22 protein-coding genes are annotated in these 25009 nt (G+C 32.7%); 11 read left to right on the forward strand and 11 right to left on the reverse strand.

Going from position 1 to position 25009, the window contains the following annotated elements; genetic code table 11:
• Positions 1 to 17: 17 nt before the first annotated feature.
• The 7 genes from N5D03_RS12460 to N5D03_RS12490 all read right to left on the reverse strand — a co-directional run bounded on the left by N5D03_RS12460 (position 18) and on the right by N5D03_RS12490 (position 12100).
• Entirely contained in the window at positions 18 to 1715 is a 1698-nt protein-coding gene (locus tag N5D03_RS12460; protein WP_280051851.1) for an AMP-binding protein, read from the reverse strand.
• Between the two features lie 115 nt (positions 1716 to 1830).
• On the reverse strand, positions 1831 to 3708 hold the full coding sequence (locus N5D03_RS12465; RefSeq protein WP_125350223.1) for a DEAD/DEAH box helicase: 1878 nt from the start codon (positions 3706 to 3708) through the stop codon (positions 1831 to 1833).
• Positions 3709 to 3971: 263 nt separating this feature from the next.
• Entirely contained in the window at positions 3972 to 5387 is a 1416-nt protein-coding gene (locus N5D03_RS12470) for an L-serine ammonia-lyase (RefSeq protein ID WP_114999998.1), read from the reverse strand.
• 207 nt (positions 5388 to 5594) lie between these two features.
• Positions 5595 to 6077 carry a hypothetical protein gene (locus N5D03_RS12475; RefSeq protein ID WP_114999996.1) on the reverse strand — a complete coding sequence of 161 codons (483 nt, stop codon included), beginning with the start codon at positions 6075 to 6077 and terminating at the stop codon, positions 5595 to 5597.
• A 9-nt stretch (positions 6078 to 6086) separates the two neighbouring features.
• Positions 6087 to 6788 carry an NUDIX hydrolase gene (locus N5D03_RS12480; protein WP_038336322.1) on the reverse strand — a complete coding sequence of 234 codons (702 nt, stop codon included), beginning with the start codon at positions 6786 to 6788 and terminating at the stop codon, positions 6087 to 6089.
• Positions 6789 to 6821: 33 nt separating this feature from the next.
• Complete coding sequence (locus N5D03_RS12485; RefSeq protein WP_038336320.1) at positions 6822 to 7292, reverse strand: winged helix-turn-helix transcriptional regulator; 471 nt, start codon at positions 7290 to 7292, stop codon at positions 6822 to 6824.
• A 212-nt stretch (positions 7293 to 7504) separates the two neighbouring features.
• Positions 7505 to 12100: a translocation/assembly module TamB domain-containing protein gene (locus tag N5D03_RS12490; RefSeq protein WP_280051852.1), complete on the reverse strand. Its 4596-nt coding sequence runs from the start codon at positions 12098 to 12100 to the stop codon at positions 7505 to 7507.
• 63 nt (positions 12101 to 12163) lie between these two features.
• Here N5D03_RS12490 and tsaD point away from each other — a divergent pair, with 63 nt between their 5' ends.
• The 3 genes from tsaD (at position 12164) to N5D03_RS12505 (ending at position 14415) form a co-directional block, all read left to right on the forward strand.
• Entirely contained in the window at positions 12164 to 13183 is a 1020-nt protein-coding gene (tsaD, locus tag N5D03_RS12495; RefSeq protein ID WP_038336318.1) for a tRNA (adenosine(37)-N6)-threonylcarbamoyltransferase complex transferase subunit TsaD, read from the forward strand.
• Positions 13183 to 13890: an RsmE family RNA methyltransferase gene (locus tag N5D03_RS12500; protein ID WP_125350218.1), complete on the forward strand. Its 708-nt coding sequence runs from the start codon at positions 13183 to 13185 to the stop codon at positions 13888 to 13890. The genes tsaD and N5D03_RS12500 overlap by 1 nt, the downstream gene beginning before the upstream one ends.
• Positions 13891 to 14061: 171 nt before the next feature.
• Complete coding sequence (locus N5D03_RS12505; RefSeq protein ID WP_038336316.1) at positions 14062 to 14415, forward strand: hypothetical protein; 354 nt, start codon at positions 14062 to 14064, stop codon at positions 14413 to 14415.
• Positions 14416 to 14464: 49 nt separating this feature from the next.
• Here the strand turns inward: N5D03_RS12505 and N5D03_RS12510 are convergent, their stop codons facing one another.
• Positions 14465 to 16084 (reverse strand): family 10 glycosylhydrolase, encoded by a 1620-nt coding sequence (locus tag N5D03_RS12510; RefSeq protein ID WP_114999991.1) that lies wholly within the window; start codon positions 16082 to 16084, stop codon positions 14465 to 14467.
• Between the two features lie 185 nt (positions 16085 to 16269).
• Here N5D03_RS12510 and N5D03_RS12515 point away from each other — a divergent pair, with 185 nt between their 5' ends.
• Entirely contained in the window at positions 16270 to 16704 is a 435-nt protein-coding gene (locus tag N5D03_RS12515) for a potassium channel family protein (RefSeq protein WP_280049537.1), read from the forward strand.
• 36 nt (positions 16705 to 16740) lie between these two features.
• On the opposite strand, the gene N5D03_RS12520 is transcribed toward N5D03_RS12515, so the two are convergent.
• Together N5D03_RS12520 and N5D03_RS12525 are read right to left on the reverse strand one after the other, a co-directional pair.
• On the reverse strand, positions 16741 to 17472 hold the full coding sequence (locus N5D03_RS12520) for a DUF2911 domain-containing protein (protein ID WP_084106931.1): 732 nt from the start codon (positions 17470 to 17472) through the stop codon (positions 16741 to 16743).
• Positions 17473 to 17476: 4 nt separating this feature from the next.
• Positions 17477 to 17638 (reverse strand): DUF5522 domain-containing protein, encoded by a 162-nt coding sequence (locus tag N5D03_RS12525; protein WP_160279602.1) that lies wholly within the window; start codon positions 17636 to 17638, stop codon positions 17477 to 17479.
• 161 nt (positions 17639 to 17799) lie between these two features.
• On the opposite strand from N5D03_RS12525, the gene N5D03_RS12530 reads away from it, so the two are divergent.
• Genes N5D03_RS12530 through N5D03_RS12540 form a run of 3 tightly spaced genes read left to right on the forward strand, consistent with a single transcriptional unit; the run spans position 17800 to position 20123 of the window.
• Positions 17800 to 18126, forward strand: coding sequence for a hypothetical protein (locus N5D03_RS12530; protein ID WP_038336313.1), 327 nt, complete (start codon positions 17800 to 17802; stop codon positions 18124 to 18126).
• Positions 18127 to 19044 carry a pyridoxal-phosphate dependent enzyme gene (locus N5D03_RS12535; RefSeq protein ID WP_038336312.1) on the forward strand — a complete coding sequence of 306 codons (918 nt, stop codon included), beginning with the start codon at positions 18127 to 18129 and terminating at the stop codon, positions 19042 to 19044.
• Positions 19041 to 20123: a glucosaminidase domain-containing protein gene (locus N5D03_RS12540; RefSeq protein ID WP_280050072.1), complete on the forward strand. Its 1083-nt coding sequence runs from the start codon at positions 19041 to 19043 to the stop codon at positions 20121 to 20123. The genes N5D03_RS12535 and N5D03_RS12540 overlap by 4 nt, the downstream gene beginning before the upstream one ends.
• A 42-nt stretch (positions 20124 to 20165) precedes the next feature.
• On the opposite strand, the gene N5D03_RS12545 is transcribed toward N5D03_RS12540, so the two are convergent.
• Positions 20166 to 20750 carry a TlpA disulfide reductase family protein gene (locus N5D03_RS12545; RefSeq protein WP_185144189.1) on the reverse strand — a complete coding sequence of 195 codons (585 nt, stop codon included), beginning with the start codon at positions 20748 to 20750 and terminating at the stop codon, positions 20166 to 20168.
• A gap of 158 nt (positions 20751 to 20908) precedes the next feature.
• Here N5D03_RS12545 and queA point away from each other — a divergent pair, with 158 nt between their 5' ends.
• Genes queA through N5D03_RS12565 form a run of 4 tightly spaced genes read left to right on the forward strand, consistent with a single transcriptional unit; the run spans position 20909 to position 24969 of the window.
• Positions 20909 to 21958, forward strand: coding sequence for a tRNA preQ1(34) S-adenosylmethionine ribosyltransferase-isomerase QueA (queA, locus tag N5D03_RS12550; RefSeq protein WP_038336356.1), 1050 nt, complete (start codon positions 20909 to 20911; stop codon positions 21956 to 21958).
• A gap of 7 nt (positions 21959 to 21965) precedes the next feature.
• The gene (gene rlmN, locus N5D03_RS12555) at positions 21966 to 23015 is read left to right on the forward strand and encodes a 23S rRNA (adenine(2503)-C(2))-methyltransferase RlmN (RefSeq protein WP_038336309.1); all 1050 of its coding nucleotides are present in this window, start codon (positions 21966 to 21968) and stop codon (positions 23013 to 23015) included.
• Positions 23016 to 23026: 11 nt separating this feature from the next.
• A complete protein-coding gene (locus N5D03_RS12560; protein WP_125350211.1) occupies positions 23027 to 23980 on the forward strand; it encodes a hypothetical protein in 954 nt (317 codons plus the stop codon).
• Positions 23981 to 24036: 56 nt separating this feature from the next.
• Positions 24037 to 24969, forward strand: coding sequence for a polyprenyl synthetase family protein (locus N5D03_RS12565; protein WP_280051853.1), 933 nt, complete (start codon positions 24037 to 24039; stop codon positions 24967 to 24969).
• The last annotated feature ends 40 nt before the right edge of the window (positions 24970 to 25009 follow it).

Below are 25009 nucleotides of genomic sequence, written 5' to 3' on the forward strand. Positions count from 1 at the left end.
GTTAATTTTAAGCTCGACTAATATTTTTCGTGAAAATATTCGTTTGGTATAATCGTTTTATTCTTTTTATCAACAGCTTCTTGGTTACGCAATTCCACTCGACGTATTTTTCCTGAAATTGTTTTTGGTAAACTCTCCACAAACTGCACAATACGTGGAATTTTGTAACGTGCTAAATGCTCTTCTGTATATCTAAAAATATCTTTAACTAATTCTTCCGAAGCTTCATTTCCAGGTGCTAAAATAACAAAAGCTTTTACAGCATTACTTCTCAAATCATGCGGACTTGCCACAACAGCAGCTTCCATAATGGCATCATGCTCTAACAAAGCACTTTCTACTTCAAATGGTCCTACACGGAAATCAGACGCTTTTATCACATCATCATCACGCCCAACAAACCAAACATAACCATCTTCGTCTTTATAAGCTTTGTCTCCTGTATAATATAATCCATGCTTGAAAACTTTCGCCATTTTATCTTTCTGAATCAAATAAGTTTTGAAAATTCCATTGATGGTTTCTTCATTATGCACAACACAAATATTTCCTTCTTCGCAATCTTGTACAATATTTCCATCATCATCAGCAATCACAATATCGTATAAAAACGCAGGTTTTCCCATCGATCCATATTTAATCTTCTCATTTGGCAAATTCGCAATCATCGCAGTTGATTCTGATTGTCCATAACCATCACGAATCGTAATTCCTGTACCTTCTTTCCAGACATCTATAATTTCTGGATTAAGCGGTTCACCAGCTGCAACACATTGACGAAGTTTGAAATCATAACTTTTCAAATCTTCTAAAATCAATACACGCAGAGCTGTTGGTGGTGCGCAAAAAGTTGTTACACCCAAATCTTGAATGGTTTGTAATTGTTCTTTCGGAACAAATTTATCTGAATGATAACCCAAAATTGTCGCACCCATATTCCATGGAGCAAAAAAACTACTCCAAAAGAATTTCGCCCAACCTGGTTGAGAAATATTATAATGTAAATCACCTTTTTTCATTCCAACCCAAGAAGAAGTCGTGAAACCTCCAAGCGGATAAGTGTAATGCGTATGCACCACAACTTTCGGCATTCCTGTCGTTCCTGAAGTAAAAAAGTAGAATAAATCATCGTCTGGTTTTGTATCTGCAGCCTCAGCTTGAATAGATTCTTTCCATAACTCATTGATATTTATCCAACCTTCTCGCTCGCCTTCTGTGATTAATTTTACCTTAATCTTTTTATCAAATTTTGCTTCTGCTTCATCTATTTTCGATGCATTTGCTTGATCTGCTAAAGCAACTTCTGGAAAAGAAGACTCGAATCTAAACGTTAAATCCCTTGCTTCTAAAGTTGTTGCGGCTGGAATAATAATTAATCCACCTTTGATAGAAGCCAAATAACCAATCCAAGTAATCGGTAATAATGGAACTTGAGAAAACATTTTGTCTCCTTGTACAATTCCTTTGTTTCTTAAATAGTTTAAAAATTGATTGTATTTATCAGCTAAATTCTGAAAAGTATAATCTTCTCGTTCTTCATTATACTTCCAAATTAAACCTTTTTGAGTTCCTAATTGAGCAACATTATAAGGCTCAAAAATATCCTTCACCCAATTGAATTTCTCTGGTTTGAAAATTTTAATCTGTTTTAATTGCGTATAATTCTCTTCTTCGATGGATAATCGAATAGAGCTAAACAATTCTTGTACTGTCATTTATTTGTGGTTTTGAATAAATATAGAAAAATTATTTATTCAAACAGAAGTTTTATGAATAAAAAAGGATGATTTTATAAAATCATCCTTTTTGTTATTTTTTATTGAGAATATATTAATCTCTACCTCTTCTTGAGTTTCCTGTTCTATTACGGTCTCCTCCACGGTAACCACCACGATCTCCACCTCTAGAATCACGGTCACGATCACCTCCACGGAATCCACCTCTGTCTCCTCCGCGATCACGATCTCCACCACGATAACCTCCACTTCTTTCACGGTCATTATCACGACGGCTATTGAAACCACGTCCGCGAGAATCTCCTCTGTCATTACGACGACGATCTCCACCACGACGCTCACCATCACCACGTCTAGGTTCTGGTTTAGAGATTTGAACATCTAAGTCTACTCCATCACGTTGTGCATCTTTGAAAGATTCTAACACTAATGATTCGAATTGTGTATCAACTTCGAAGAAAGAGAAATTACGTAAAATTTCAATTTTTCCGATTTCGATGTTACGATTACGAGTTTGCTCGTTAATTAAACCAATTAAGTTTGGAACACGTAAATTGTGTTTTTGACCAATATTAATAAAGAAACGAGAGAAATCACGTCCACCACGACGGTTAGAAGAACGATCTCCTCTATCACCACGATCTCCTTCAGAAGAAATATCTTTCGTGTTTTTGTAATATTCTAAGAAAGAATTGAACTCAACTGTCATGAAACGTTTTAATAAATCGTCACGATCTAAGTTCGCCAATTTTTCATTTACAGTTTCCATGTAAGGCTCGATTAATTCTTCATCAACTTCGATATTTTCGATTTTATCGATTAAAGAAATTAAACGTTTTTCACAGATTTCTGCTCCAGTTGGTACATTTTTAGGCTCGATTTTAGAAGCAATTAATTTTTCTAAATCTCTAATTTTACGCGCTTCACGTCCTCCTGAAATAATGATAGAAATCCCTTTGTTACCCGCACGTCCTGTACGTCCTGAACGGTGTACATAAACTTCTGGATCATCTGGTAAATTGAAGTTGATTACGTGAGTCAACTCATTTACGTCGATACCACGAGCAGCAACGTCTGTTGCAACAAGGATTTGAATGTTTTGGTTACGGAATTTCTCCATCACGTGATCACGTTGTGATTGTGATAAATCTCCATGTAATGCGTCTGCATTGTAACCATCTTGCATCAATTTATCTGCTACGTCTTTCGCTTCGCGACGAGTTCTACAGAAAACGATACCATAAATATTTGGGTAATAATCGGCCAAACGTTTTAAAGCTAAGTAACGATCAGAAGAACGTACTAAGTAAACGTGATGCTCGATATTTTTTGATGCAGTATTTACTTTACTTACAGCAATCTCAACTGGATTGTGCATATATTCTGAAGCGATACGACGAACCTCTGAAGGCATTGTAGCTGAGAATAATAAAGTTTGTTTTTCTTCTGGAGTTGTTTCTAAGATAGAATCGATTTCGTCACGGAATCCCATGTTCAACATCTCATCTGCCTCATCTAAAACTGTCCATGTGATATCATTAATTTTTAATGCACCACGTTTAATTAAGTCCATTGTACGACCTGGTGTTCCTACAACGATTTGTGGATTATCTTTTAATCCTCTAATTTGTTTAACGATGTCAGCACCACCGTAAACTGCCTGTACACGTACTCCACGCATATCAGCAGAAAAAGATTCTAATTCTTTTGCAATTTGTAAACATAATTCACGAGTAGGACACAAAATAATTGCTTGTACTGATTTTGAATTGCTGTCTAATTGATTTAAAACTGGAAGCCCGAATGCTGCAGTTTTTCCTGTACCTGTTTGCGCCAATGCAATAACATCTTGATCTGATGAAAGGATTTGAGGAATAGCTTTTTCTTGGATTGGAGATGGGTTAACGAAGCCCATTTTCTCAATTGCAGTTAGGATTTCTTCTTGAAGTCCTAATTCTTTGAATGTAATCATGTTAGATACGATACCGAGATAATGAAATTCATTTATATTTCATATCACGGTTTTATTTTAAATTATTTAACCAACAGATATGAAAGAATAAAATTAAATGGCTGAGCAGCCTAAAAAATCCCTAAATGAATATTCTTTAACATCCGTACCTTAACTCTAAAAGGCTGTGCAAATGTAAGGATTATTTTTGAAATACACAACACACATTCATAATCCTTACAATTAATACACATAATATTATTTTACTGATAATAAATAAGTTACTAACAATCTGCAATATTTACAGCAACTGCCAAACCTCCTTCAGAAGTTTCTTTGTATTTATTATTCATATCTTTTGCAGTTTCCCACATCGTATTCACAACTTTATCTAACGGAACTTTCGCAGTCAACGGATCTGTATCCAGTGCTAATTCTGCTGCATTTATCGCTTTAATCGCTCCCATTGTGTTACGTTCGATACAAGGAATTTGTACCAAACCACCAATCGGGTCGCATGTTAAACCTAAATGATGTTCCATTGCAATTTCGGCAGCCATTGTTACTTGCGCAGGAGTTCCCCCCATTAATTCGCATAATGCAGCTGCAGCCATAGCCGAAGATACACCAATCTCAGCTTGACAACCTCCCATTGCCGCAGAAATAGTTGCTCCTTTCTTAAAAATAGAACCAATAACTCCTGCTGTTGTTAAGAATTGTTCAATCTCTTTTTGACCAGCTTTATGATTTTCGATTACCAAATAATACATCAAAACTGCTGGAATAACTCCTGCGCTTCCGTTTGTTGGCGCTGTTACAACTCTACCTAACGAAGCATTTACTTCATTAACAGCAAGAGCAAAACAACTCACCCATTTCAAGATTTGACGAAAATATACTTTGGTTTTTCGAATTGATGCAATCCATTCTTGTGGATTAGAATAAGGTGTTGCTCCAACCAAATTCTTGTGCATATCGTAAGCACGACGTTTCACGTTCAATCCGCCTGGTAAAATACCTTCTGTATGACAACCAATATACATACACTCTAACATGGTATTCCAAACACGCATTAATTCGTGGTGAATTTCATCTTCTGTTCGAATTGTTTTTTCATTCTCGAACATGATTTCAGAAATCGATTTATTTTCTTTCGAACAAAATTCTAATAACTCTGTTGATGTATTAAATAAATATGGAAAAGCACAAGTGACATCTGTATTCGTAGCACTATCATCCTCTTTTGTAATAAATCCTCCTCCTATCGAATAAAACGTAGAAGATAATTCTTCGTTCTCATAGAAAGCTGTAAACATCATGCCATTAGCGTGAAAAGATAAGAACTCACGATTGAAAACGATATCAGTTTCGGGATTAAAATCAATTAAAAATTTATTTCCAAAATTTAATTGTTTATTTGTATTGATTGTATTAATAATATTCGAAATATCATCCACAGGAATATATTCAGGATCAGCACCGCTTAGCCCTAACATTACTGCATAATCAGTTGCATGTCCTTTACCCGTAAGCGATAAAGAACCATACAAATCTACACGAACTTTTGTAATTTTATTAAAGATAGATGCAGCATCCAATTCTTTCAGAAAAGCTTCTGCAGCGCGCCAAGGACCTAAAGTATGCGAACTTGAAGGACCAACGCCAATTTTGAGCATATCAAATACTGAAATACAATCCATTTTGTACTTTTAATTTATATTTTTTCCACACAAGACAAATATAGCCGTTAAATTCTCATATTCGCTTTATTTAAGCAGTTTTTTTATCAACTTAAACAATTAACATGCTTAAAATATTCATATTGAATGATATTAATACAAATAATTCAGCATCAAAAAAAGAGGTCACAACTAATTGTAACCTCTTTTCTATACTTTATTAAGTTTTTATTTAAACTTGTGCCAATATGGATAGATAATCGCTAAACCATAGCCTATAAACACAAATAATGTAAACATGGTAAAAAGTGTTCCATCTGCCATAAATTCGGGCTGCATTGCTGCTGACACGAACAACGATATTACAACCATGTACACACCAATTCTTTTATAAGATCTTACTAAAAAGATACCAATTAATGCAATGACTCCTAAAACAAGAGTCGAAATTGGATACCATTTTGGCATTTCTGGTGCGTCTTCGTTCATCATTTGGCGAAACAAATAATCATTTGTCACCAATAATTGATAACCACGATAAAGAATACTCAAAATCAAGAAAACCATTATAAAAATCATTGACTTGAAAAGGAATGATGTTTTGTTTCCTTCGTGTTTCAAATCTTTTGTTTTGGTGTTATCCGACATTAAAACTTTTGTGTCAAAAATATCGTCACGTTCTTGATTTTGTTCTACTTTTTGATCTGTCATAGCTTTATTTTAAAATAAGAAATCATATCCTTTCAAACTCAATTTTTCGTATTTCTCTTCATCAAAACGATACAATTTAGATACTTTACGATGTTGTTTAGGATCTGTTGTATTACCAGTTTCGATAATTAAATTTGAATTAAAGATTTTCTTTCTAAAGTTACGTTTATCCAACTCACGATTCAAGGCTTTTTCATACAAACTTTGCAATTGCGCAATTGTAAACTCATCTCCAAGTAAGTTGAACCCTACTGGACGACGCTTCACACGACGTTTTACACGCTCTTTTGCATATTTTACAATCTCATTGTGATCAAAAGCCAAATCCGGAACACGGTCGTAAGCATACCATTCTCCACCTTGTGTTTTCACTTTTTCCTCTATTTGAGGTGTCAATTTAACCAAAGCGTAATAAGCAACATTTACAACACGTCCTAATGGATTACGAAAAACTTTTGTAAAAGCTTTCAATTGTTCAATATATGTTTGATGCTCATCGTAAGCAATTTTCTCAATCAACAATTCGTGAATTGCTTGATCGTTACTTACCGTTGGCGCAATATATTTTCCTGGCAAAACCAATGCTCCTTTGAAAGGGTCGTTTAGTTTTTTGTACACCAATATTTTGAGATCTTCTCCATCAAACCCGAAAAGTACGAGACTTGAACATAGAGCGACCTGAAAATATTTTTCTTTTTCTTCGTCTGTCATTTTGTGGGATGATTAATAAATTGAAATTTATTTTTAATGAAAAATTGAATGCATCAATCTATTTTTATCGTTAAAAGATTCTTCTAACGAAATCATAGATTCTGTTCTCAATACATCATCAATTTGATCAATTTTGTAGATAACATCTTTCGCATCAGAAGTATCTCTTGCACGAATTTTACAGAAAATATTATATTTTCCAGACACAACGTGAACCACTGTTACGTTAGGAATTTTATATAATTCATCTATCACTTTCTGAGTTTTGTTTGTTTTTGTAAGTAACAATCCTACATACGCAACAAACTGATAACCCATTTTATCATAATCTGTAATTAGTGTAGTTCCTTTGATGATTCCAGCCTCCTCTAATTTCTTGACACGTACGTGAATAGTACCAGCAGAAACATTCATTTTCTTTGCAATTTCTGTAAATGGCATTCTTGTATTGTCAATCAAATACATCAAAATTTTCTTATCAACATCATCAATTATGTAATTCATTTTCCTAATTTTTGATTATTATTATTATTTTAATAAAAAATCGAATTAATTTTTAGCAAAATTATAAATAAAACAAACAAACTTCAAAATATTTTTTAATGATTTATTTAATATTTTACTTTTGTTATAATAATAGTTCAAAAAAGAAAGAACTAATCACTTTTGTTTGTTTGCGCGAGTTTATTGTCTAACCACAATAAACTCATTTTTTTTTATTTAATTTTGACTAAGCCGCGACGCTTTTGTTCCACCTTAGGTTGAGTAGTTTTTTGATACGTAACTTTGACCGTATCTTTTGTAGTTTGACGGGTAGAATCTATTCTTCTTTCCTCACTTTTAAACTGTTTCGGAAGTACAATCGAATCAAATCTTTCTTGTGGTTGCTCTTCTTTTTTAGCTTTAGTTTTCTTTTTAATTTCATCTAAACCTAAGAAACCTCTAAACGTATCGAAACTTTTGTTGTATTGAATTCCGACTCCGAAACTTTGATTCAAGTTATTTTCCATTCCAGGTAACAAACCGAAAGTTGTAGGTTTTGTAAATGCTTTTAGGACCAAAGATCCATTGTTTAATTTTGAAATATCGTAGGAAATATCAAAATTACCATCGAAATTCTCTTGTACATTTCTATTATTTGTAACCGCAATTCCATACGAACCACGCAAACTTAAACGATTATTAACGCGATATGAAACCGAAGTTCTAATTTTATCATTTGTCTCCGATTGTGCACTACCACCAACGTACTCCATTTGTATATCTACATTATTCGCAATAGATGATAACATGCCCGCAATTGTCGATAAACCAATATCAGCAGCTGTACTCGTTACACCAGACTGAACAGCCGATGCGTCACCAAATTTACCTGTCAATAAGATATAACTAAACTGAAGCATCTGTTCTTCTGTATTTGAACGGAATTTTGATTGTAACTGCGAATTGATATCCGAACCTGCATTAGGAATTGTTAATCCAAAATCGATAATAGGTTTCTTCAACGTTTCGGAAATATTAATTGATAAGAGAGCATCATAAATTTGCGAATATCCTACACCTAAATAATCTCCAACATTTGATACCGAACGTTGATATTCAGCTGTAATATTAAGCGTTGCATCGAGCGGATTTCCTGCAAATTGCACAGAAGATCCTTTTTTGATTTTAAAATCTTTCGGAATCAGCGGAAATTGTCTAAACTCATATGTTCCACTTTCTATATTATATACACCTGTAATACTCAATCCTGCTTTATTCATTAAGAATCTAAGATTTTCTGCTGTACCACGCGCTGTCGCTTTATCGTTTGTAGCTGCATCAAAAATCAAATTCACCATTGCATTTGGATACGCATTAATGTTGACATCTATCGACATTCCTTTTGGCGCATGCGGTTCATTATTTTTAGATTTTTCGTCTAAATGTTGGTTAGGAACAAAACGTACCAAGTTATTTTCTGACTCAATTGTTGTACTTCCTGTATTAATTGTCAATTCAGAATTCCCTACAACAGTCGCATCACCAGCAATTTCCAACTCCTCTACCGCACCAAACATAGAGACATTTCCTTTGGCAAATACTTTTCCATAAAACAGTTCATTGTCTTTTATAGATGTATTCATCACCAATAAATTTTGCGTATCGAAATCTAAGTTGAGACCCCATTTAGACAGGTTACGGAAAAGAATTGCTCCGTCAACCTTTCCTTTTGTATTGTAAGCAGTGTCTTTAAATGCAATATCATTCAAAATAATACTTCCTTGTCCTGCACCTTGTTTCGAAACAAATAGGTCGTTTTCTCCTTCAAATAAATAATCTGTTCCTAAGAAATTAACTTTTAATCCAAGATCTTTTGCAACCATATTTCCGCTTAGATTCGGCAAATCGACAGGTCCCGTAATTTTTAAATCACCAGATAACGTTCCACGCATATTAGAGAAAACAGATTTTAAGAATCCTTCTAAGAAATCGATATGAAACTCATCAAAATTGGCATCTACATCGACTTCAGGACCTGTTGGTTTATTAATAATATTACCATAAGCAACCAACGATTGAATTTGCTCTTTCTGTAAACTTGTTTCAAAATTAAATTGTTTATCCGCTACATTATAACCTCCTTGTAAAGTCAAATTACCAAGCTCAAAATCATTTAAACCTAACTTATCAATTTTAGCTTCAAGTGTTGGTTCTAACTTTTCTTTTGTACGAATAATATCTACTTTACCGTTCGCTATACCGACAATTTTTAGATTATTCAATAATGTTTTAGGAATGATTTTTTCTAAATGCAAATCTTTAAAATCAGCATTGAAATTGTAATCTACATTGTTATTAAATAAACCACTTACTTTTAAATATTGTTCTTCCGATTCTAATGACAAATCTTCAACTTTTAATGATTTATTGATTCGATTAAAAATTACCCGATTAGAATTTGCATCATTCAAATGATTAATTGTCCATTGTGTCGAATCAATTTGTATTGTTGAAGGAGAAAATCCAAAAATCAAATCATTATTATTCTGAACTGTATGAAAAAGATTCAGATTAAATAAAATTGGATTCTTACGACCTATATTAAAGTCTGTTTTGACAATCATTGTATCATTCTTCGGAATCGAATTTACGTTAATCGCATTAATCGTAACTCCACTCACTTTCATACTATCAATTTTCGCATTAAGTGTTGGTAGTTCTGCAATTGTATTTAGATTAACATTCGACTGAAACAATTGAATTCCTGCATATTTTATACCTGGAGTATCCAATGTCGCTTCCAACTGTTTTTTCGTTCCATCTATATAACCTTTGATATGCGTATCTGGCTCAATCGAAATCGATGAATCGATATATTGTAATAAATTTTCTTGCACATAAACATCAAACGAAAAAGCCTGATTTGGCGAAACTTTTTTATGACGAAAAGATGGCACCAAATCTACAAGCGAATTATTGATAACATTTGCAACTTCTGTAATATTAAATTTACCATCAACAGTGGCTTTCATATAATCTGGCACATCTAATGTCATGATTTTATGCGAACCATCTATTTGAGAATTCAACATGACATGTGACAATTCTAACGTATCTTTTTTCGAACGGAAGTAAAGATTTTTCACATCAATATTTCCTCTGAAATCATTAATATTTGTCAGCTTAAAATTCCCTTCAACATCGCCACGTACAATTGCATTTAGATTTTTTGTAACGCCAAGAAAATCTAAATTAATTTGACGAATATTCGAAGTAAAATCAAAATCATAAGGTTTTCCACTAAAGTTAATTTTTCCGTTCAATTGCGCATTTAGATTTGGATCTTTGATATCGAACAAGCCATTGAATTGATAATTTTTGACCAAACCATCAACCGTAATATTTTGATAACGTTTACCCATCAAATCCATGTAACGAAGCATTCCGTCTACATCTAAATTGATATTTTTCAAGTCTGTTCCTCGTCCATCAAATCTAAATTTTCCGCTTACATAACCCAAATCTTTTGCATTTGTTAATTGACGAAGATTAAGATTTTTCGCATCTAAAGTTCCCTTATAAATTAACGATTTTACATCTTTGTAATTCCTAATTTGAGCTTTAATATCCGCATCTCCAAGTCCAGAAACTGCGTAACCATTCGCATGAATTTCATTTGGATTTAATGAAATATCTCCACGGTAATTTAAATTTCCAAAACGAGTCAACATATTCGGAATTTTCTTAGAAACAAAGGTTGGAAGTAACTTTACAATTTTTTGATAGGATGTATTGATTTTTACATTTCTTGTCGAAAAATTTAGCGAAGAACCATGTGTCACATCTTGCAATTGTAAACGAGAAGCACCAACATAATTATCTTCTCCTTTCAATTCGAAATCTGTAAATGTTAAATTATTCAGGGTTCCATTTACTTTTCCATATAAATCAACCGAAGAATTTTTATCAAATAAATCAGTGAAATAGCGAATTTCTTTAAAATTAATTTTAGATCCTCGATCAAAAAAAACGTCCCAACGAACTTTATTATTAAAATCAGACATATCCGAAGGTTGATTGTAACTCAATAATAAATTTCCGTTTAAAACAGACGTATCCGTTCGTAAATTTAAATTCCCAACTCGAATTTCTTTTTTCGAATAATGAACTTTTCCTGTGAAATTTTGTACGTTATACGTTTCTTTATTTTTTGTCGCAACAAAGCAGAAGTTTTCTAAATCAGCCGTAATATCAGAATCAACTAATCGAAACTTTTTTACCGTCATGTTCAACTGCTTCGAATCCAACCAGATATTCCCAGAATTTTGATTAACAATTGAAACTTTACCATCTTCCAAAATAAAATCTCCATCCAATTTGAAAATCTTTTTCGGATCTTTTGGTTTATCAGAACTAAAACCGTTCACAAATTTGATAAAATTCGAAATTGAATCGCCTTTGTACGTAATCACACGAACTTCGGGTTCAATCAATTTTACCTCACTCAAATCAATGTGATCTTTTTTAATTCCTGGTAGAAGTGTCCAAAGATTAATTGTCGTTTCCAAGGTTTTCGACTTCATAAAATCATATTTGTGATCGTCTTTAATGTGTACACCATAGAAATAAATACGCCCAAAAAAATCAATATCAACCGCATCTACATACATTTGTGTGTTCAACGATTTATTTAATTTTTCTAAGGCAAAATGTGCTATTTTTGTCTGTACCGCAGGGATTTGTATTGCGATTGCTACTGTTAAAACAAGGGTTAAAACGAGTATAATCAACGACAATAAAAATCTTCCTATTCGTCTGACTATTTTCAATGGTTTAAATTTACGATATTTGCAGGGTAAAAATAAGTTATAAATTTTATTCTACAAGGAATTATGAGCGATAAAAACTACATTTTAGCCATAGAATCTTCTTGTGATGATACAGGCGCAGCAATTATTGACAGAAATAAAATTATTTCTAATGTTGTAGCAAGCCAAAAAATTCACGAAATATATGGTGGCGTAGTACCAGAATTAGCTTCGAGAGCACATCAACAAAATATTGTTCCCGTCGTAGATCAAGCCTTAAAACAGGCAAATATTAACAAAGAAGAACTTAAAGCAATCGCGTATACACGTGGTCCAGGATTGATGGGTTCGCTTTTGGTTGGCGGAAGTTTTGCGAAATCTTTCAGTCAATCATTGGATATTCCGTTGATTGAGGTTAATCACATGCAAGCACATATTTTGGCAAATTTTATTGAAGATGCCAACGACGAAAAACCAACTTTTCCATTTTTATGTTTGACTGTTTCTGGTGGACATACACAAATCGTGAAAATCAACAGTTATTTTGAGATGGAAATTTTAGGTGAAACAATTGATGATGCAGCTGGTGAAGCTTTTGATAAAGCAGGTAAAATTTTAAACTTACCATATCCTGCAGGTCCAATTATTGACAAAAAATCTAAGATTGGAGATCCTACAAAATTCAAATTTGCAAAACCAAAAATTGATGGTTTAAACTTTAGTTTTAGCGGTTTCAAAACGTCAATTTTATATTTTATTCAGAAAGAGGTCAAAGCAAATCCAAATTTTATAGAAGAAAATATTGATGATTTGTGCGCTTCTATTCAACGTTCTATCGTAAATATTTTGATGGAAAAAGTAAAAAAAGCATCGGACGAAACTGGAATTAAACAAATTGCAATTGCAGGTGGAGTTTCTGCAAATTCTGAAATTCGTCAACGATTAAAAGATGGAGAAACTGAATTTGGTTGGAAAACTTTTATACCAAAATTTGCTTATACAACAGACAATGCAGCGATGATTGCAATGGTTGGAAGTTTAAAATTTGATCAAGAGTTATTTACAGAAAACACAGCGAAATCTGTAGCTAAATACCATATTTAATGAAATTATTTTTTGGAGAAATTCATCATGACACAGCTATTCTCAACGAAGAAGAAAGTCATCATTTTGCAAAAGTTTTACGCGGAAATGAAGGCGATTTGGTGCACGTGACAGATGGAAAAGGAAATTTGGCTGAAGTTGAAATTACATCAATTTCTAAAAAAGCAGTTGAAGGAAAAGTTGTTGACTTAAAAGTAAATTTCGAGCAGAAAAATTACTATTTACATGTTGCAATTGCACCAACAAAAACAATGGAACGTTTGGAATTTTTCTTAGAAAAAGCAACTGAAATTGGTATTGACGAAATTACTTTTTTACAGACTTTTCATTCGGAACGAAAAAATATTAAAATCGAGCGAATTGAAAAAATTGTACAATCTGCAACCAAACAATCGTTGAAAGCGTATTTGCCAAAAGTAAATGATTTGACAAAATTCAATGAATTTATCAAACAGGATTTTGAAGGTTTCACGAAATGTATTGCGCATTGCGAAGCGGATATTGAACGTACGCCTTTACGAACAGTTTTGGAAAATAATCCGCAGAAAATTTTGATTATGATTGGTCCTGAAGGTGATTTTTCGAGAGATGAAATTTTCGCTGCAGAAGATCATAATTTTACAGGAATTAGTCTTGGACATCAACGTTTCCGTACTGAAACTGCAGCTTTACAAGCTGTTTTTGCTGTTGATTGGGGATTGAAATAATATAATTAAGAAAGTTGTTTCAAAAATGTCATTTCGAATGAAACGTAGTGAAATGAGAAATCTAAATTACAGATTTCTCCATGCGTCGAAATGACATGACTAATTTTAGTCTTTTGAAACAGCTTTTTTCTTTCATTCGAAAATAAATATCTTTATCAAAATTTAAAACTTATGAAAAAATTAGCACTTATTTTGGGATTATTCATCGGTAATTTTTCGGTTGCGCAAACTGTAAATGATGTTCCGATTAAAGATATCAATGTTGATTATGTACAGATTATTGGAACTGGGCGAGGTTTGAGTACAAAAATGAATATTCGATTGGATTTTGGACAAGAAACCAAATCTTTTTCACTGAAAAATGGTTTGAAAATAAAAGATGAACGCGGAATTTCAGTGAAATTCAATTCGATGATTGATGCGTTGAATTTTATGTCTGAAAACGGATATGAATTTCAGTTTGCCTACACATCAAAAGAAAATGATAACGATGCGCTTTATTATATTTTAAAGAGAAAAAAATAAAAAAATCCTCAACTTATGTTGAGGATTTATATTGAGAGAAATTCAATTCTTAATTAATTTTTTGAGCAACGTAATCACTTTCGTTTCCTAAACGATCGACAGCTTTTAGTGCGACTGCTGTTAAACTTTTACCATCTTTGTGTTTCAAAATTGTTTGGTTTGTTTTGGTTTTATCCAAAATAGACGTTTCCCAATCGTTGTTGTAACGTGTGTATAAAATCCATTTCGAAACATTTGAATTCATTTTATAATCATTCCAATTCATCACAACTTCTGACGCTTTCATATTTACAGTCAAACTTGGTTTTACCAAACGATCTGCTTTTATCCAATTCATAGTTGGCACCAAAGCTTTAGCTTTGTATGGACCTTCTTTCAGATAACTCAACATCGAAGGATTTTTCGTTAATCCAGCAATACTCCAGTGAATAACACCCACATTGTTTTGTAAAATTTCTCCAGCCATTTTTACCTGATTTGTAATCTCAGTTGTTCTATCCGAAACTTTCACTTCTACAGTATTCAAACCTGGCCAAAGATGACGATTATGTGTGTTTTCTGATTTCCACCATTCTAATAATTTCGGAAAACTTTGTCCTGTCGAATTAATTGGCCAATACAATTGTGGCGAAAAATAATCAACCCAACCTTTGTTCAACCATAATTTTGCATCTGCATACAATTCATCATATTGCGAAGAACCTGTAATTCCAGCAGGATATCCTGGTTTCCAAATTCCAAAAGGACTAATACCAAATTTTACAAAAGGTTTTTCTGCTTTGATTTCTTTATAAATACGCTCAATAATTGTATTCACATTTTGACGACGCCAATCTGCTCTCGACAACATTCCTCCATTATTCTTGTAAACATTCCAAGTTGAATTATCTGGAAAGTCTGCACCACCATTATACGATGCATATGGATAGAAATAATCATCAAAATGAACACCATCAATATCATAACGCGAAACGATATCACGAACAACTTCCGAAACGTGATCTTGCGTTTTTTTGTCAGCAGGATCAAACCAATACATGCCATTTTTCAATCTCACCACATTACTTGGCGATCTTTTCACCATCGATTCGTTTGTCACTGGACCTCCACTACTGTGATGCGCTCTGTAAGGATTTAACCAAACATGCAACTCAATTCCACGTTTGTGTGCTTCTTCCACCCAAAATTCTAACGGGTCATAATATGGCGAAGGCGCCTTACCTTCTTCTCCAGTTAAAAAGTAAGACCAAGGTTCGAAATTACTTTTATACAAAGCATCTGCCGCTGGGCGAACCTGAAAAATAACAGCATTAAAATTGTTTGCTTCTAACATATCCAACAACTTTATTGCTTCATCTTTTTGTTGCGTTGTTGTCAAATCTTTTTTAGAAGGCCAGTTAATATTTGCAACAGAAGCTACCCAAGCTGCACGAAACTCACGATTTACTTCAGGTAGTTTTACTGTAAAAACTTCATCTTTCTTGTTCGGAATTTCAGTTTTTGGCGTAGTAGCAATGGTTGACTTCGTAGATTCGACAGGTTTTATAGGCTGCTTAGATTCTACTTTTTTATAAACTATTTTTTTCGAATTTTTATTTGAAGCACACGAAGATAAGCCAATTGTAGCTATTCCGAAACACATCAAAATATATTTAAAATTAATTTTCATTCGTTGAAATATGTATTTTTAGCGTTACAAAATTAGTAATAAAGCTTTATTAATCCAGATTTTATCAAATATTTAGGATATCTAGATTTTCCTTCTCTATTAAATTTACAAAATTTTTCGCTTCAAAAAGTGTTCTATAAATTTTATTCTTTACATTTTTGTACTCATCTATAATTGATAAAAATATGTTTCTAATTATATGTTTTGGCGTATTGATTATTTGTGTAAATGTTATTTTACAATCAACTGTTACGGTTTATTCGCTAAAATATCTACATAAATATAATCTCAAAAAACAACGATTAACGTTTAGTGAAGTGCTTTGGCAAATGGCAATTTCAGTATCTTTCTTGACTTTATTGCACGGTGCACAATGTACAATTTGGGCGGCTACTTTTTATTTCAATCCAAATATTGACAATTTATATAGTTTTCAAGAAGCAATCTATTTTTCATTAATCACTTTTACAACCGTTGGTTACGGTGATGTTGTGATTGATAGCGAATGGAAAATTATGGCTGGATTAGAAGCTATAAACGGAATTATGATGGTAGGCTGGTCAACTGCGTTGATGTTTTCTTACCTACAAATTATCTTAAAGAAGAATATTACTCAATAAAAAAATCCCTTCAAAAATTTTTGAAGGGATTTTTAATTAATATTTATTTTTTTCCAAATTAACTTTCAATTCTTTGTAATAATCTGGCGCATTTGCATCTTTTTCTAAAGCTGTATTAACCCATTTCAACGCTTGATTTCGATCCAATTTATTCGAATAATAGAAGTTTGCTGAATTGTAAAAATCTCTTGCAGAAGAATTTTCATTCAATTGATCTCCAATCATTTTTAAAACTTCGTTAATTGTATTCGTTTCAATATCCAAAACAACCGTTGTGTTATCCCAAGCTAATACCAAATTCGCTGATTTTTGCGTCACATTTGTAAAACGAATCTCAAACGTTTCTGTCTTGTTCATCGATTTTGTTGACGGAGCTTTCACTTTCAAAGCGATATTCGACTCCTTCCACTCTTTCGGATTTCCCCAGTTTTTCGTGTCTTTGTAAAAAATTACCTCCCACTCCTCTTTATTCGGAATGCTATACAACGCATATTCGCCAGCAGCCAACTCTTGTCCATTCACTTTGATTGGTTTATCAAATTTGATGACCGTATTTTCATTCGCACCAGTTCGCCAAACTTCTCCATTCGGTACCAATTTTCCAAATACTTTTCTTCCGTTTACATTTGGTCGATTATATTCAACTTCAAATTCTGTTAAACCTACTTTTTGTTCAACTTCAGCATGAGAACTTACCGCGGGAAATTTCATTTGAGCAAAAGCACAACTTCCTATTAACAAAGCTAAAACTGTTGATGTTATTTTCATATAATTATTTCTTATTCTTTATTTTATCTGTTTTTTTATCGTATCCATACGGACAATGTTTGCATCCACTTTTACAACAATACCCTCTTTTTTTTAGATATTGTTCAGTAAATATTCTGAAACCTTCTGGAGATAAATAATAATCTCCTTCTTCAAACTTTTTCATTTCTAACGCTGTGAATTTACAACTTTTATCTATAAACTATCATTAATTTTGGTATGATAATTATTTGCGAAACTTCTTCTAAATTTACGCTTTTTAACGCTTTTTAAATCAATATCTTTTCAGATTGATTAATTTTGCAATAAAATCGAATTACCTAAATCATGTTTGTAGTTGTTTTGCGTCATTTATTCCGAAAGAATTTTATTGGAATTACCATTTTTCCTTTCATTTTTTTGAGAGATAAAAAACTGAAAAATGATGAAGTTTTAATCAATCACGAAACCATTCATATCATTCAACAACTCGAACTTTTGGTCGTTTTTTTCTATCCTTTTTATTTTATTGAATATGCCATTCGATTGATTCAATATCGCGATCAACACAAAGCATATCGCAATATTAGTTTTGAGCGTGAAGCTTATGCAAACGAACACAATTTGAATTATTTAAAAAAACGAAAATTTTATAATTTTCTAAAATATATCTAAATGATTTGGAACGATTTTAAAGCTCAAATTCAAAACATTGACATCAAACATTTAACTTCTCAAAATATTCAACTTTCTATATTAAGAGAAGATTTGATTCATCCAGAAATCTCTGGAAACAAATACCGAAAACTGAAATATAATTTTATTGAAGCTGAAAAACTCGGTTTCAAGAAATTGATAACATTTGGTGGCGCTTTTTCCAATCATATTGCAGCAACGGCGGCAGCTGGTCAACTTCATCATTTCGAAACTATCGGTATAATTCGTGGAGAAGAATTAAGTGATAAAATCGATGAAAATCCTACGTTACGTTTTGCTCAAAAATGTGGAATGCAATTGCATTTTATTTCCAGAGAAGATTATCGAAAAAAAGATGAAGTAGAATTTATTAATCATTTAAACACTAAATATCCAAACACTTACGTTATTCCAGAAGGAGGCACAAATGATTTTGCTATAAAAGGTTGCGAAGAAATTCTGTACGATGATTGTTTCGAATATGATTTTATTGCTTCGGCAATCGGAACTTGCGGAACAATTGCTGGATTGATTGAAAGTTCGAAACCTCATCAAAAAATTTTAGGTTTTCCGAGTTTAAAGGGAGATTTTATCCAAAATGAAATCGAAAAATTGACAAATAAAACCAATTTTACTATTTTTAATGATTATCATTTTGGCGGATATGGGAAAGTTTCGGATGAATTAATTACTTTTGTAAATGATTTCAAGCGAATTAACCATATTCAATTGGATCCTATTTACACTGGAAAAATGGTTTTTGGTATTTTTAAATTAATTAAAAATCATTATTTTAGTGATAATTCTAAAATTCTTTTGGTTCATACAGGCGGATTGCAAGGAATTGAAGGAATGAACAAACTTTTAAAGAAGAAGAACAAAAATATTATAGAATGAAAAAATTGTTATACGTTTTTAGCTTAGTGTTGACGATTTCGACGCAAGCACAAGAAAGTAGAGACATAACTTACATTCGAAAACATGCTATTTTAGCTGTTGAAGAAATGCAACTTTACAAAGTTCCGGCAAGTATTACGTTAGCACAAGGATTATTGGAAACTGGAGGCGGACAAAGTAAATTAGCCGATCAAGCCAATAATCATTTTGGAATAAAATGTAAAGGTCCTGAAGAATGGTCGTTGGATAAACCTCGTATTTATCACGATGATGATGCGAAAGGTGAATGTTTTAGAAAATATTCTTCAGTTGAAGAAAGTTATAGAGATCATTCTAAATTTTTAGCGTTAAGACCTTATTACAAAGCTTTATTTTTCTTAGATCCAACAGATTATAACGCTTGGGCAAATGGTCTGAAAAAATCTGGCTATGCAACTGATCCAAAATATGCTTCAAAATTAATTTCGAGAATTGAGAAATATAATTTAGATCAATTTGATAAGATTTCTCCAGAAGAAGTTTATACAAAATTGTATACATTATACAACAATCAGGATGATATGATGATGGCAAATAATTCATCGAAATCTAAAACGAAGAAAGAATCTAAAACAATCAAAGAAGAAATTGCATTAGCGTCTTATCAACCAAATAATAATAGTATAGAGAAAAATGAGCCTAGTGTAAATAACAAAACAATTGCTTACGAAACTCGTCCTCAAAATCCTACAACTCGCATTAAAAATCACAAGAATAATATTCCTTATATTGTTGCTCAAGCGGGAGAAACAATTGCGACTATTTCTAAAACATACAACAAAGTTCCTTCGGATATTGCGAATTTCAATGAAATACAAATGGGTTCTAAATTGAAAGATGGACAAATTGTATTTTTCGGAAAAAAGAAAACAAAAGGTTCTGATTATTCATACAAAGTACAAGAAGGTGATGATATGTACACGATTTCGCAACGTTTTGGTGTAAAAGTAAACAACCTATATAAACTAAATCGTATGGAACCAGGTGAACAACCTAAAATTGGTCAACGTATTAATTTGAAAACAAAAGTTAGAGCATAATGAGCTCAATAATAAAAAAAAGCTTCCAAATGGAAGCTTTTTTTATTTCATCATTTTGAGAATATCAACCAATTGTTGATTGATTCCTCCTGTTTGATAATCCATCGGTGCAGGCGCGCGATCAATCATAATATTTCCTTCTTTGTCTAAAATAATAAAAGTCGGAATGTATTCTATCTTATAATCAAAGCCAAAGTTATCTTCTCTTCCTGCAAATAACTGTACACCAGACATCTGATTTTCTCTCACCATTTTTTCCCAAATTGGCTTATCTTCTAATTTATCCAAAGAAACACTTACAAAATGAATTGGCGCATCATGAAATTGTTTTTCCAATTCTTTCATAAAAGGAATTTGAACTTTGCAAGGTCCACACCATGTTGCCCAAATATCCATGTAGACATATTTTCCTTTGAAATCTGATAAGTCAAATCGTTTTCCATTGATATCAGCCAAAGAAAAATCTGGTGCTTTTATCAATTCTTTCGGAATTTCTGATTCTGGTGATTCTTTTTTTGCAACAGAATCAATCTTTTCTATTTCAGCAGATTCTTCAATTTTTTGTTCGGATTTATTACAACTAAAAAATGTAAAAAACATTGATAGTAATAGTAGTTTCGTTTTCATTTTATTTTTCAAATAAGTATTAAAAAACTTGATAATATCTATAAGTCTTTCGTCAAAAATAAACATTTAAACGTTAGCAATTTCATAAAATACCTCAATTCACTTGACAAAGGGGTATCTGACATCGTATATTTGCAAAAAATTGTACAATTATGAAAATGAAAACCTCCGATTTCGACTTTACTTTACCTGAAGAACTTTTAGCAGATCGCCCTTCTGAAAACAGAGACGAAGCTCGCTTAATGGTTGTTCACCGTGACACCGGAGAAATTGAACATAGACAATTTAAAGATCTTATCGAGTATTTCGACGAAGGAGATGTAATGATTCGTAACAATACGAAAGTTTTCCCTGCTCGTTTGATGGGTAACAAAGAGAAAACTGGTGCTCAAATCGAAGTTTTCTTGCTAAGAGAATTAGATGCTGAGACTCGTTTATGGGATGTTTTGGTTGATCCAGCGCGTAAAATTCGTATCGGAAATAAATTATTCTTCGATAATGATGATACATTAGTTGCAGAGGTTGTTGACAATACAACTTCTCGTGGACGTACTTTACGTTTCTTATTTGATGGATCTTACGAAGAATTCCGTGCAAAATTGAAAGAATTAGGAGAAACTCCACTTCCAAAATATATTTTACGTGATGTTGAACCAGAAGATGCAGAGCGTTACCAAACAATTTATGCAAAACACGAAGGAGCTGTTGCTGCACCAACAGCTGGTTTACACTTTTCTAAACACTTATTAAAACGTTTAGAAATTAAAGGTGTTGATTTTGCTGAATTAACATTACACATTGGTTTAGGAACTTTTCAAGCTGTAGAGGTTGAAGATTTATCTAAACACAAAATGGAGTCTGAGCAAGTTATTATTCCTCAAGAATCTGCTGATCTTGTAAATCGTGCAATTGACGAGAAGAAAAAAGTTTGTGCTATTGGTACAACTTCTATGCGTTCTATCGAATCTTCTGTTTCTGCAGATGGTCATTTAAATGCATTTGATGGTTGGACGAACAAATTTATTCACCCACCATACGATTTCTCTATTGCAAATTGTATGATTACAAACTTCCACACACCAAAATCTACATTAATCATGATGATTTCTGCGTTTGCTGGACACGATTTAACAATGAAAGCATACAACGAAGCTGTAAAAGAAGGATACAAATTCTACTCTTACGGAGATGCAATGTTAATCTTATAAGACAAGTTTGAGTACAACAAAAAAAGATATACGAAAGCTTTCACAAGCTGAGATTGAAGATTATTTCAAAGAGATTGGAGAAAAATCATTCCGCGCAAAACAAGTGTACGAATGGTTATGGAAAAAGAATGCGCATCAATTTGATGACATGACGAATATCTCAAAAGCTCTACGTGAGCAATTGGGAGAATCTTTCCAAATTCAACCTGTTGAAGTTGATCTTCTACAAAAATCTAACGACGGAACCATCAAGAATGCGGTTAAACTTCATGATGGTAACGTTGTGGAATCTGTTTTAATTCCGACTGATTCTCGCACAACTGCATGCGTTTCTTCGCAAGTTGGTTGTAGCTTGGATTGTACTTTTTGTGCAACAGCGCAATTAAAACGTATGCGTAACTTAACAGCTGCCGAAATCGTCGATCAAGTTGTGATTATCGATGAAGAAAGTAAACGTTATTTCAATCGTCCTTTAAGCAATATCGTATTTATGGGAATGGGAGAACCTTTGTTAAATTATAACGAAGTAATTTCTGCCATCAAAAAAATCACATTGCCAGAAGGACTAGGAATGGCTCCAAGACGAATTACAGTTTCTACTTCGGGAATTCCTAAAATGATTGAAAAACTGGCTGACGAAGATTTACGTGTTAACCTTGCGGTATCTTTACATTCGGCTCGAGAAGAAGTTCGTAATGTGATTATGCCTTTTTCTGTTAAATTTCCGTTGACGGATTTAATGGATAGTCTTCAATATTGGTACCAACAAACAGGTTTACGAATTACGTTCGAATATATTGTTTGGGGCGGTGTTAATGATAAAAAAGAAGATATCGATGCATTGGTAAAATTCTGTCGAAAAATTCCTTCTAAAGTGAATATTATCGAATATAATTCGATTGATGACGGAATCTACAAACAAGCATCAGAAGAAGCAGTTAACAATTATATCAAAGCTTTAGAATCCAACAATATTGTGGTAAATGTACGTCGTAGTCGCGGAAAAGATATTGATGCAGCTTGCGGACAATTAGCCAATAAAACTGGAAATGATTAAAACATAATCAAATGAAATATTTAGCCATATTTTTATTTTTGATTCTGACTAAATTCTCTTTCGCGCAAATAGTAGAAAACATCGATACAATTTCTATTGATGATTATAAAATGGAAAGTATCAACTTACCGCCTACTTTGAACGAAATTTCGACTTTAGAATATGAAAAAGAAGATAAAAATGTGGCTTCTTTTTGGGGTTTAAACGATTCTGATTCCAAACCAGAATTGTATCGTTTTGATGCAAAAACAGGTAAAATTATCAATACTATTTTCATCACAAATGCTCCAAATATCGATTGGGAAGAAATGTCTTCGGATGATAATCGAATTTATTTTGCTGATTTTGGAAATAATTTGGGCAAACGAAAAGATTTAGCCATTTATTTTATCCAGAAATCAAACATCGATTATTCAAAATCTTATCAGCAATTAAAAGCTGAAAAAATAGAATTTTATTATCCAGAACAAGAAACTTTTCAGTTCAAAAATATGACGACAAATTGGGACGCAGAAGCATTTTTTGTCTACCAAAATCAATTGCATATTTTTACAAAAGAATGGTCAAATATGTCAACGTCTCATTATGTTGTTCCTATTGACTCTTCTAAAAAACACGCAGCCAAAAAGTTAGAAACTTTTCCTACAAATTACGCTGTAGCTGCTGCTTATATCGATGCTGATGTAAATAGTTCTACCAAAGGAATTTATCTATTGGGCTACACAAAAGAAGCGTTAACTTTTATCAATTGGTTCGATTTGCCAAAAGATAACAATCAGTTATTCTTCACTTCTCAAGTTAAAAAAATAAGTTTACCTTTGGGCTTCACGACACAGTTGGGACAATTGGAAGGTATTTCAGTTTTGCCAACCGAAAACAAAATTTGTTTTAGCGGAGAGGAATTTAACTATAAAGGATTCTATGCAAAACAGGTTGTACATTGCATCAATAATTTTACGAATTAAAAAAATAAATTTTGGGTAACACGGTAGATTTGATTAAAGCTCCGATCGCGGAGGAAATGAAATTGTTTGAACAGAAATTCTTCGAATCGATGAAGAGTAATGTTTCGCTTCTTGACCGTATTTCCAATTATATCGTGCGCAGAAAAGGAAAACAAATGCGTCCGATGTTTGTATTTTTAACTGCAAAATTAAATGGCGAAGTACAAGAACGTACCTATCGTGCAGCTTCTTTTATCGAGCTTATTCACACCGCAACTTTAGTACACGATGATGTAGTGGATGATAGTACATTGCGTCGTGGTTTCTTTTCACTTAATGCGATTTGGAAGAATAAAGTAGCTATTTTGGTGGGAGATTATTTTTTGTCAAAGACCTTAATTATTTCGACTAAAAACAAAGATTTTGATTTACTTGAAGTTGTTTCGGTTGCGATACAGGAAATTTCGGAAGGTGAATTATTGCAAATCGAAAAAGCGCGAAAACTTGATATTACAGAAGATGTCTATTTCGAAATTATCCGAATGAAAACGGCTACGCTTATTGCGGCTTGTTGTGAAGCTGGTGCGCGTTCTGTTGGTTGTTCGGAAGAAGTTGCGAAGAAAATGCATCGCTTTGGTGAACTGGTTGGAATTGCATTCCAAATCAAAGATGATTTGTTTGATTATACCACTTCTAATGCCATTGGAAAGCCTGTTGGTATTGATATTAAAGAACAAAAAATGACGTTACCGTTGATTTATTCAATCAATACAGCGAATGAAAAAGACAAAAAATGGTTGATTAATTCGGTAAAACGTTATAACAATGACAAAAAACGTGTACGAGAAATTATTCAGTATGTGAAAGATCATGGCGGAATTGAATACACGCAAAAAATGATGAAACAATATAGCCAAGAGGCTTTAGATATACTATATGAATTTCCGGATAATGAATATAGAAAATCATTAGAAACAATGGTGAAATACGTTATCGAAAGAGAAAAATAACAAAAGGACTTCTAATTGAAGTCCTTTTTAGTTCTATAAA

Origin of the sequence: Empedobacter sp. GD03861, from assembly GCF_029840885.1 — a bacterium.
Classification (GTDB): Bacteria; Bacteroidota; Bacteroidia; order Flavobacteriales; family Weeksellaceae; genus Empedobacter; species Empedobacter falsenii_B.

Excerpts from the sequence above, each read along its gene's own strand:
- N5D03_RS12460 (WP_280051851.1), bottom strand. The coding sequence starts at position 1,715 with ATGACAGTACAAGAATTGTTTAGCTCTATTCGATTATCCATCGAAGAA.
- N5D03_RS12465 (WP_125350223.1), bottom strand. The coding sequence starts at position 3,708 with ATGATTACATTCAAAGAATTAGGACTTCAAGAAGAAATCCTAACTGCA.
- N5D03_RS12470 (WP_114999998.1), bottom strand. The coding sequence starts at position 5,387 with ATGGATTGTATTTCAGTATTTGATATGCTCAAAATTGGCGTTGGTCCT.
- N5D03_RS12475 (WP_114999996.1), bottom strand. The coding sequence starts at position 6,077 with ATGACAGATCAAAAAGTAGAACAAAATCAAGAACGTGACGATATTTTT.
- N5D03_RS12480 (WP_038336322.1), bottom strand. The coding sequence starts at position 6,788 with ATGACAGACGAAGAAAAAGAAAAATATTTTCAGGTCGCTCTATGTTCA.
- N5D03_RS12485 (WP_038336320.1), bottom strand. The coding sequence starts at position 7,292 with ATGAATTACATAATTGATGATGTTGATAAGAAAATTTTGATGTATTTG.
- tsaD (WP_038336318.1), top strand. The coding sequence starts at position 12,164 with ATGAGCGATAAAAACTACATTTTAGCCATAGAATCTTCTTGTGATGAT.
- N5D03_RS12500 (WP_125350218.1), top strand. The coding sequence starts at position 13,183 with ATGAAATTATTTTTTGGAGAAATTCATCATGACACAGCTATTCTCAAC.
- N5D03_RS12505 (WP_038336316.1), top strand. The coding sequence starts at position 14,062 with ATGAAAAAATTAGCACTTATTTTGGGATTATTCATCGGTAATTTTTCG.
- N5D03_RS12510 (WP_114999991.1), bottom strand. The coding sequence starts at position 16,084 with ATGAAAATTAATTTTAAATATATTTTGATGTGTTTCGGAATAGCTACA.
- N5D03_RS12515 (WP_280049537.1), top strand. The coding sequence starts at position 16,270 with ATGTTTCTAATTATATGTTTTGGCGTATTGATTATTTGTGTAAATGTT.
- N5D03_RS12520 (WP_084106931.1), bottom strand. The coding sequence starts at position 17,472 with ATGAAAATAACATCAACAGTTTTAGCTTTGTTAATAGGAAGTTGTGCT.
- N5D03_RS12525 (WP_160279602.1), bottom strand. The coding sequence starts at position 17,638 with ATGAAAAAGTTTGAAGAAGGAGATTATTATTTATCTCCAGAAGGTTTC.
- N5D03_RS12530 (WP_038336313.1), top strand. The coding sequence starts at position 17,800 with ATGTTTGTAGTTGTTTTGCGTCATTTATTCCGAAAGAATTTTATTGGA.
- N5D03_RS12535 (WP_038336312.1), top strand. The coding sequence starts at position 18,127 with ATGATTTGGAACGATTTTAAAGCTCAAATTCAAAACATTGACATCAAA.
- N5D03_RS12540 (WP_280050072.1), top strand. The coding sequence starts at position 19,041 with ATGAAAAAATTGTTATACGTTTTTAGCTTAGTGTTGACGATTTCGACG.
- N5D03_RS12545 (WP_185144189.1), bottom strand. The coding sequence starts at position 20,750 with ATGAAAACGAAACTACTATTACTATCAATGTTTTTTACATTTTTTAGT.
- queA (WP_038336356.1), top strand. The coding sequence starts at position 20,909 with ATGAAAACCTCCGATTTCGACTTTACTTTACCTGAAGAACTTTTAGCA.
- N5D03_RS12560 (WP_125350211.1), top strand. The coding sequence starts at position 23,027 with ATGAAATATTTAGCCATATTTTTATTTTTGATTCTGACTAAATTCTCT.
- N5D03_RS12565 (WP_280051853.1), top strand. The coding sequence starts at position 24,037 with ATGAAATTGTTTGAACAGAAATTCTTCGAATCGATGAAGAGTAATGTT.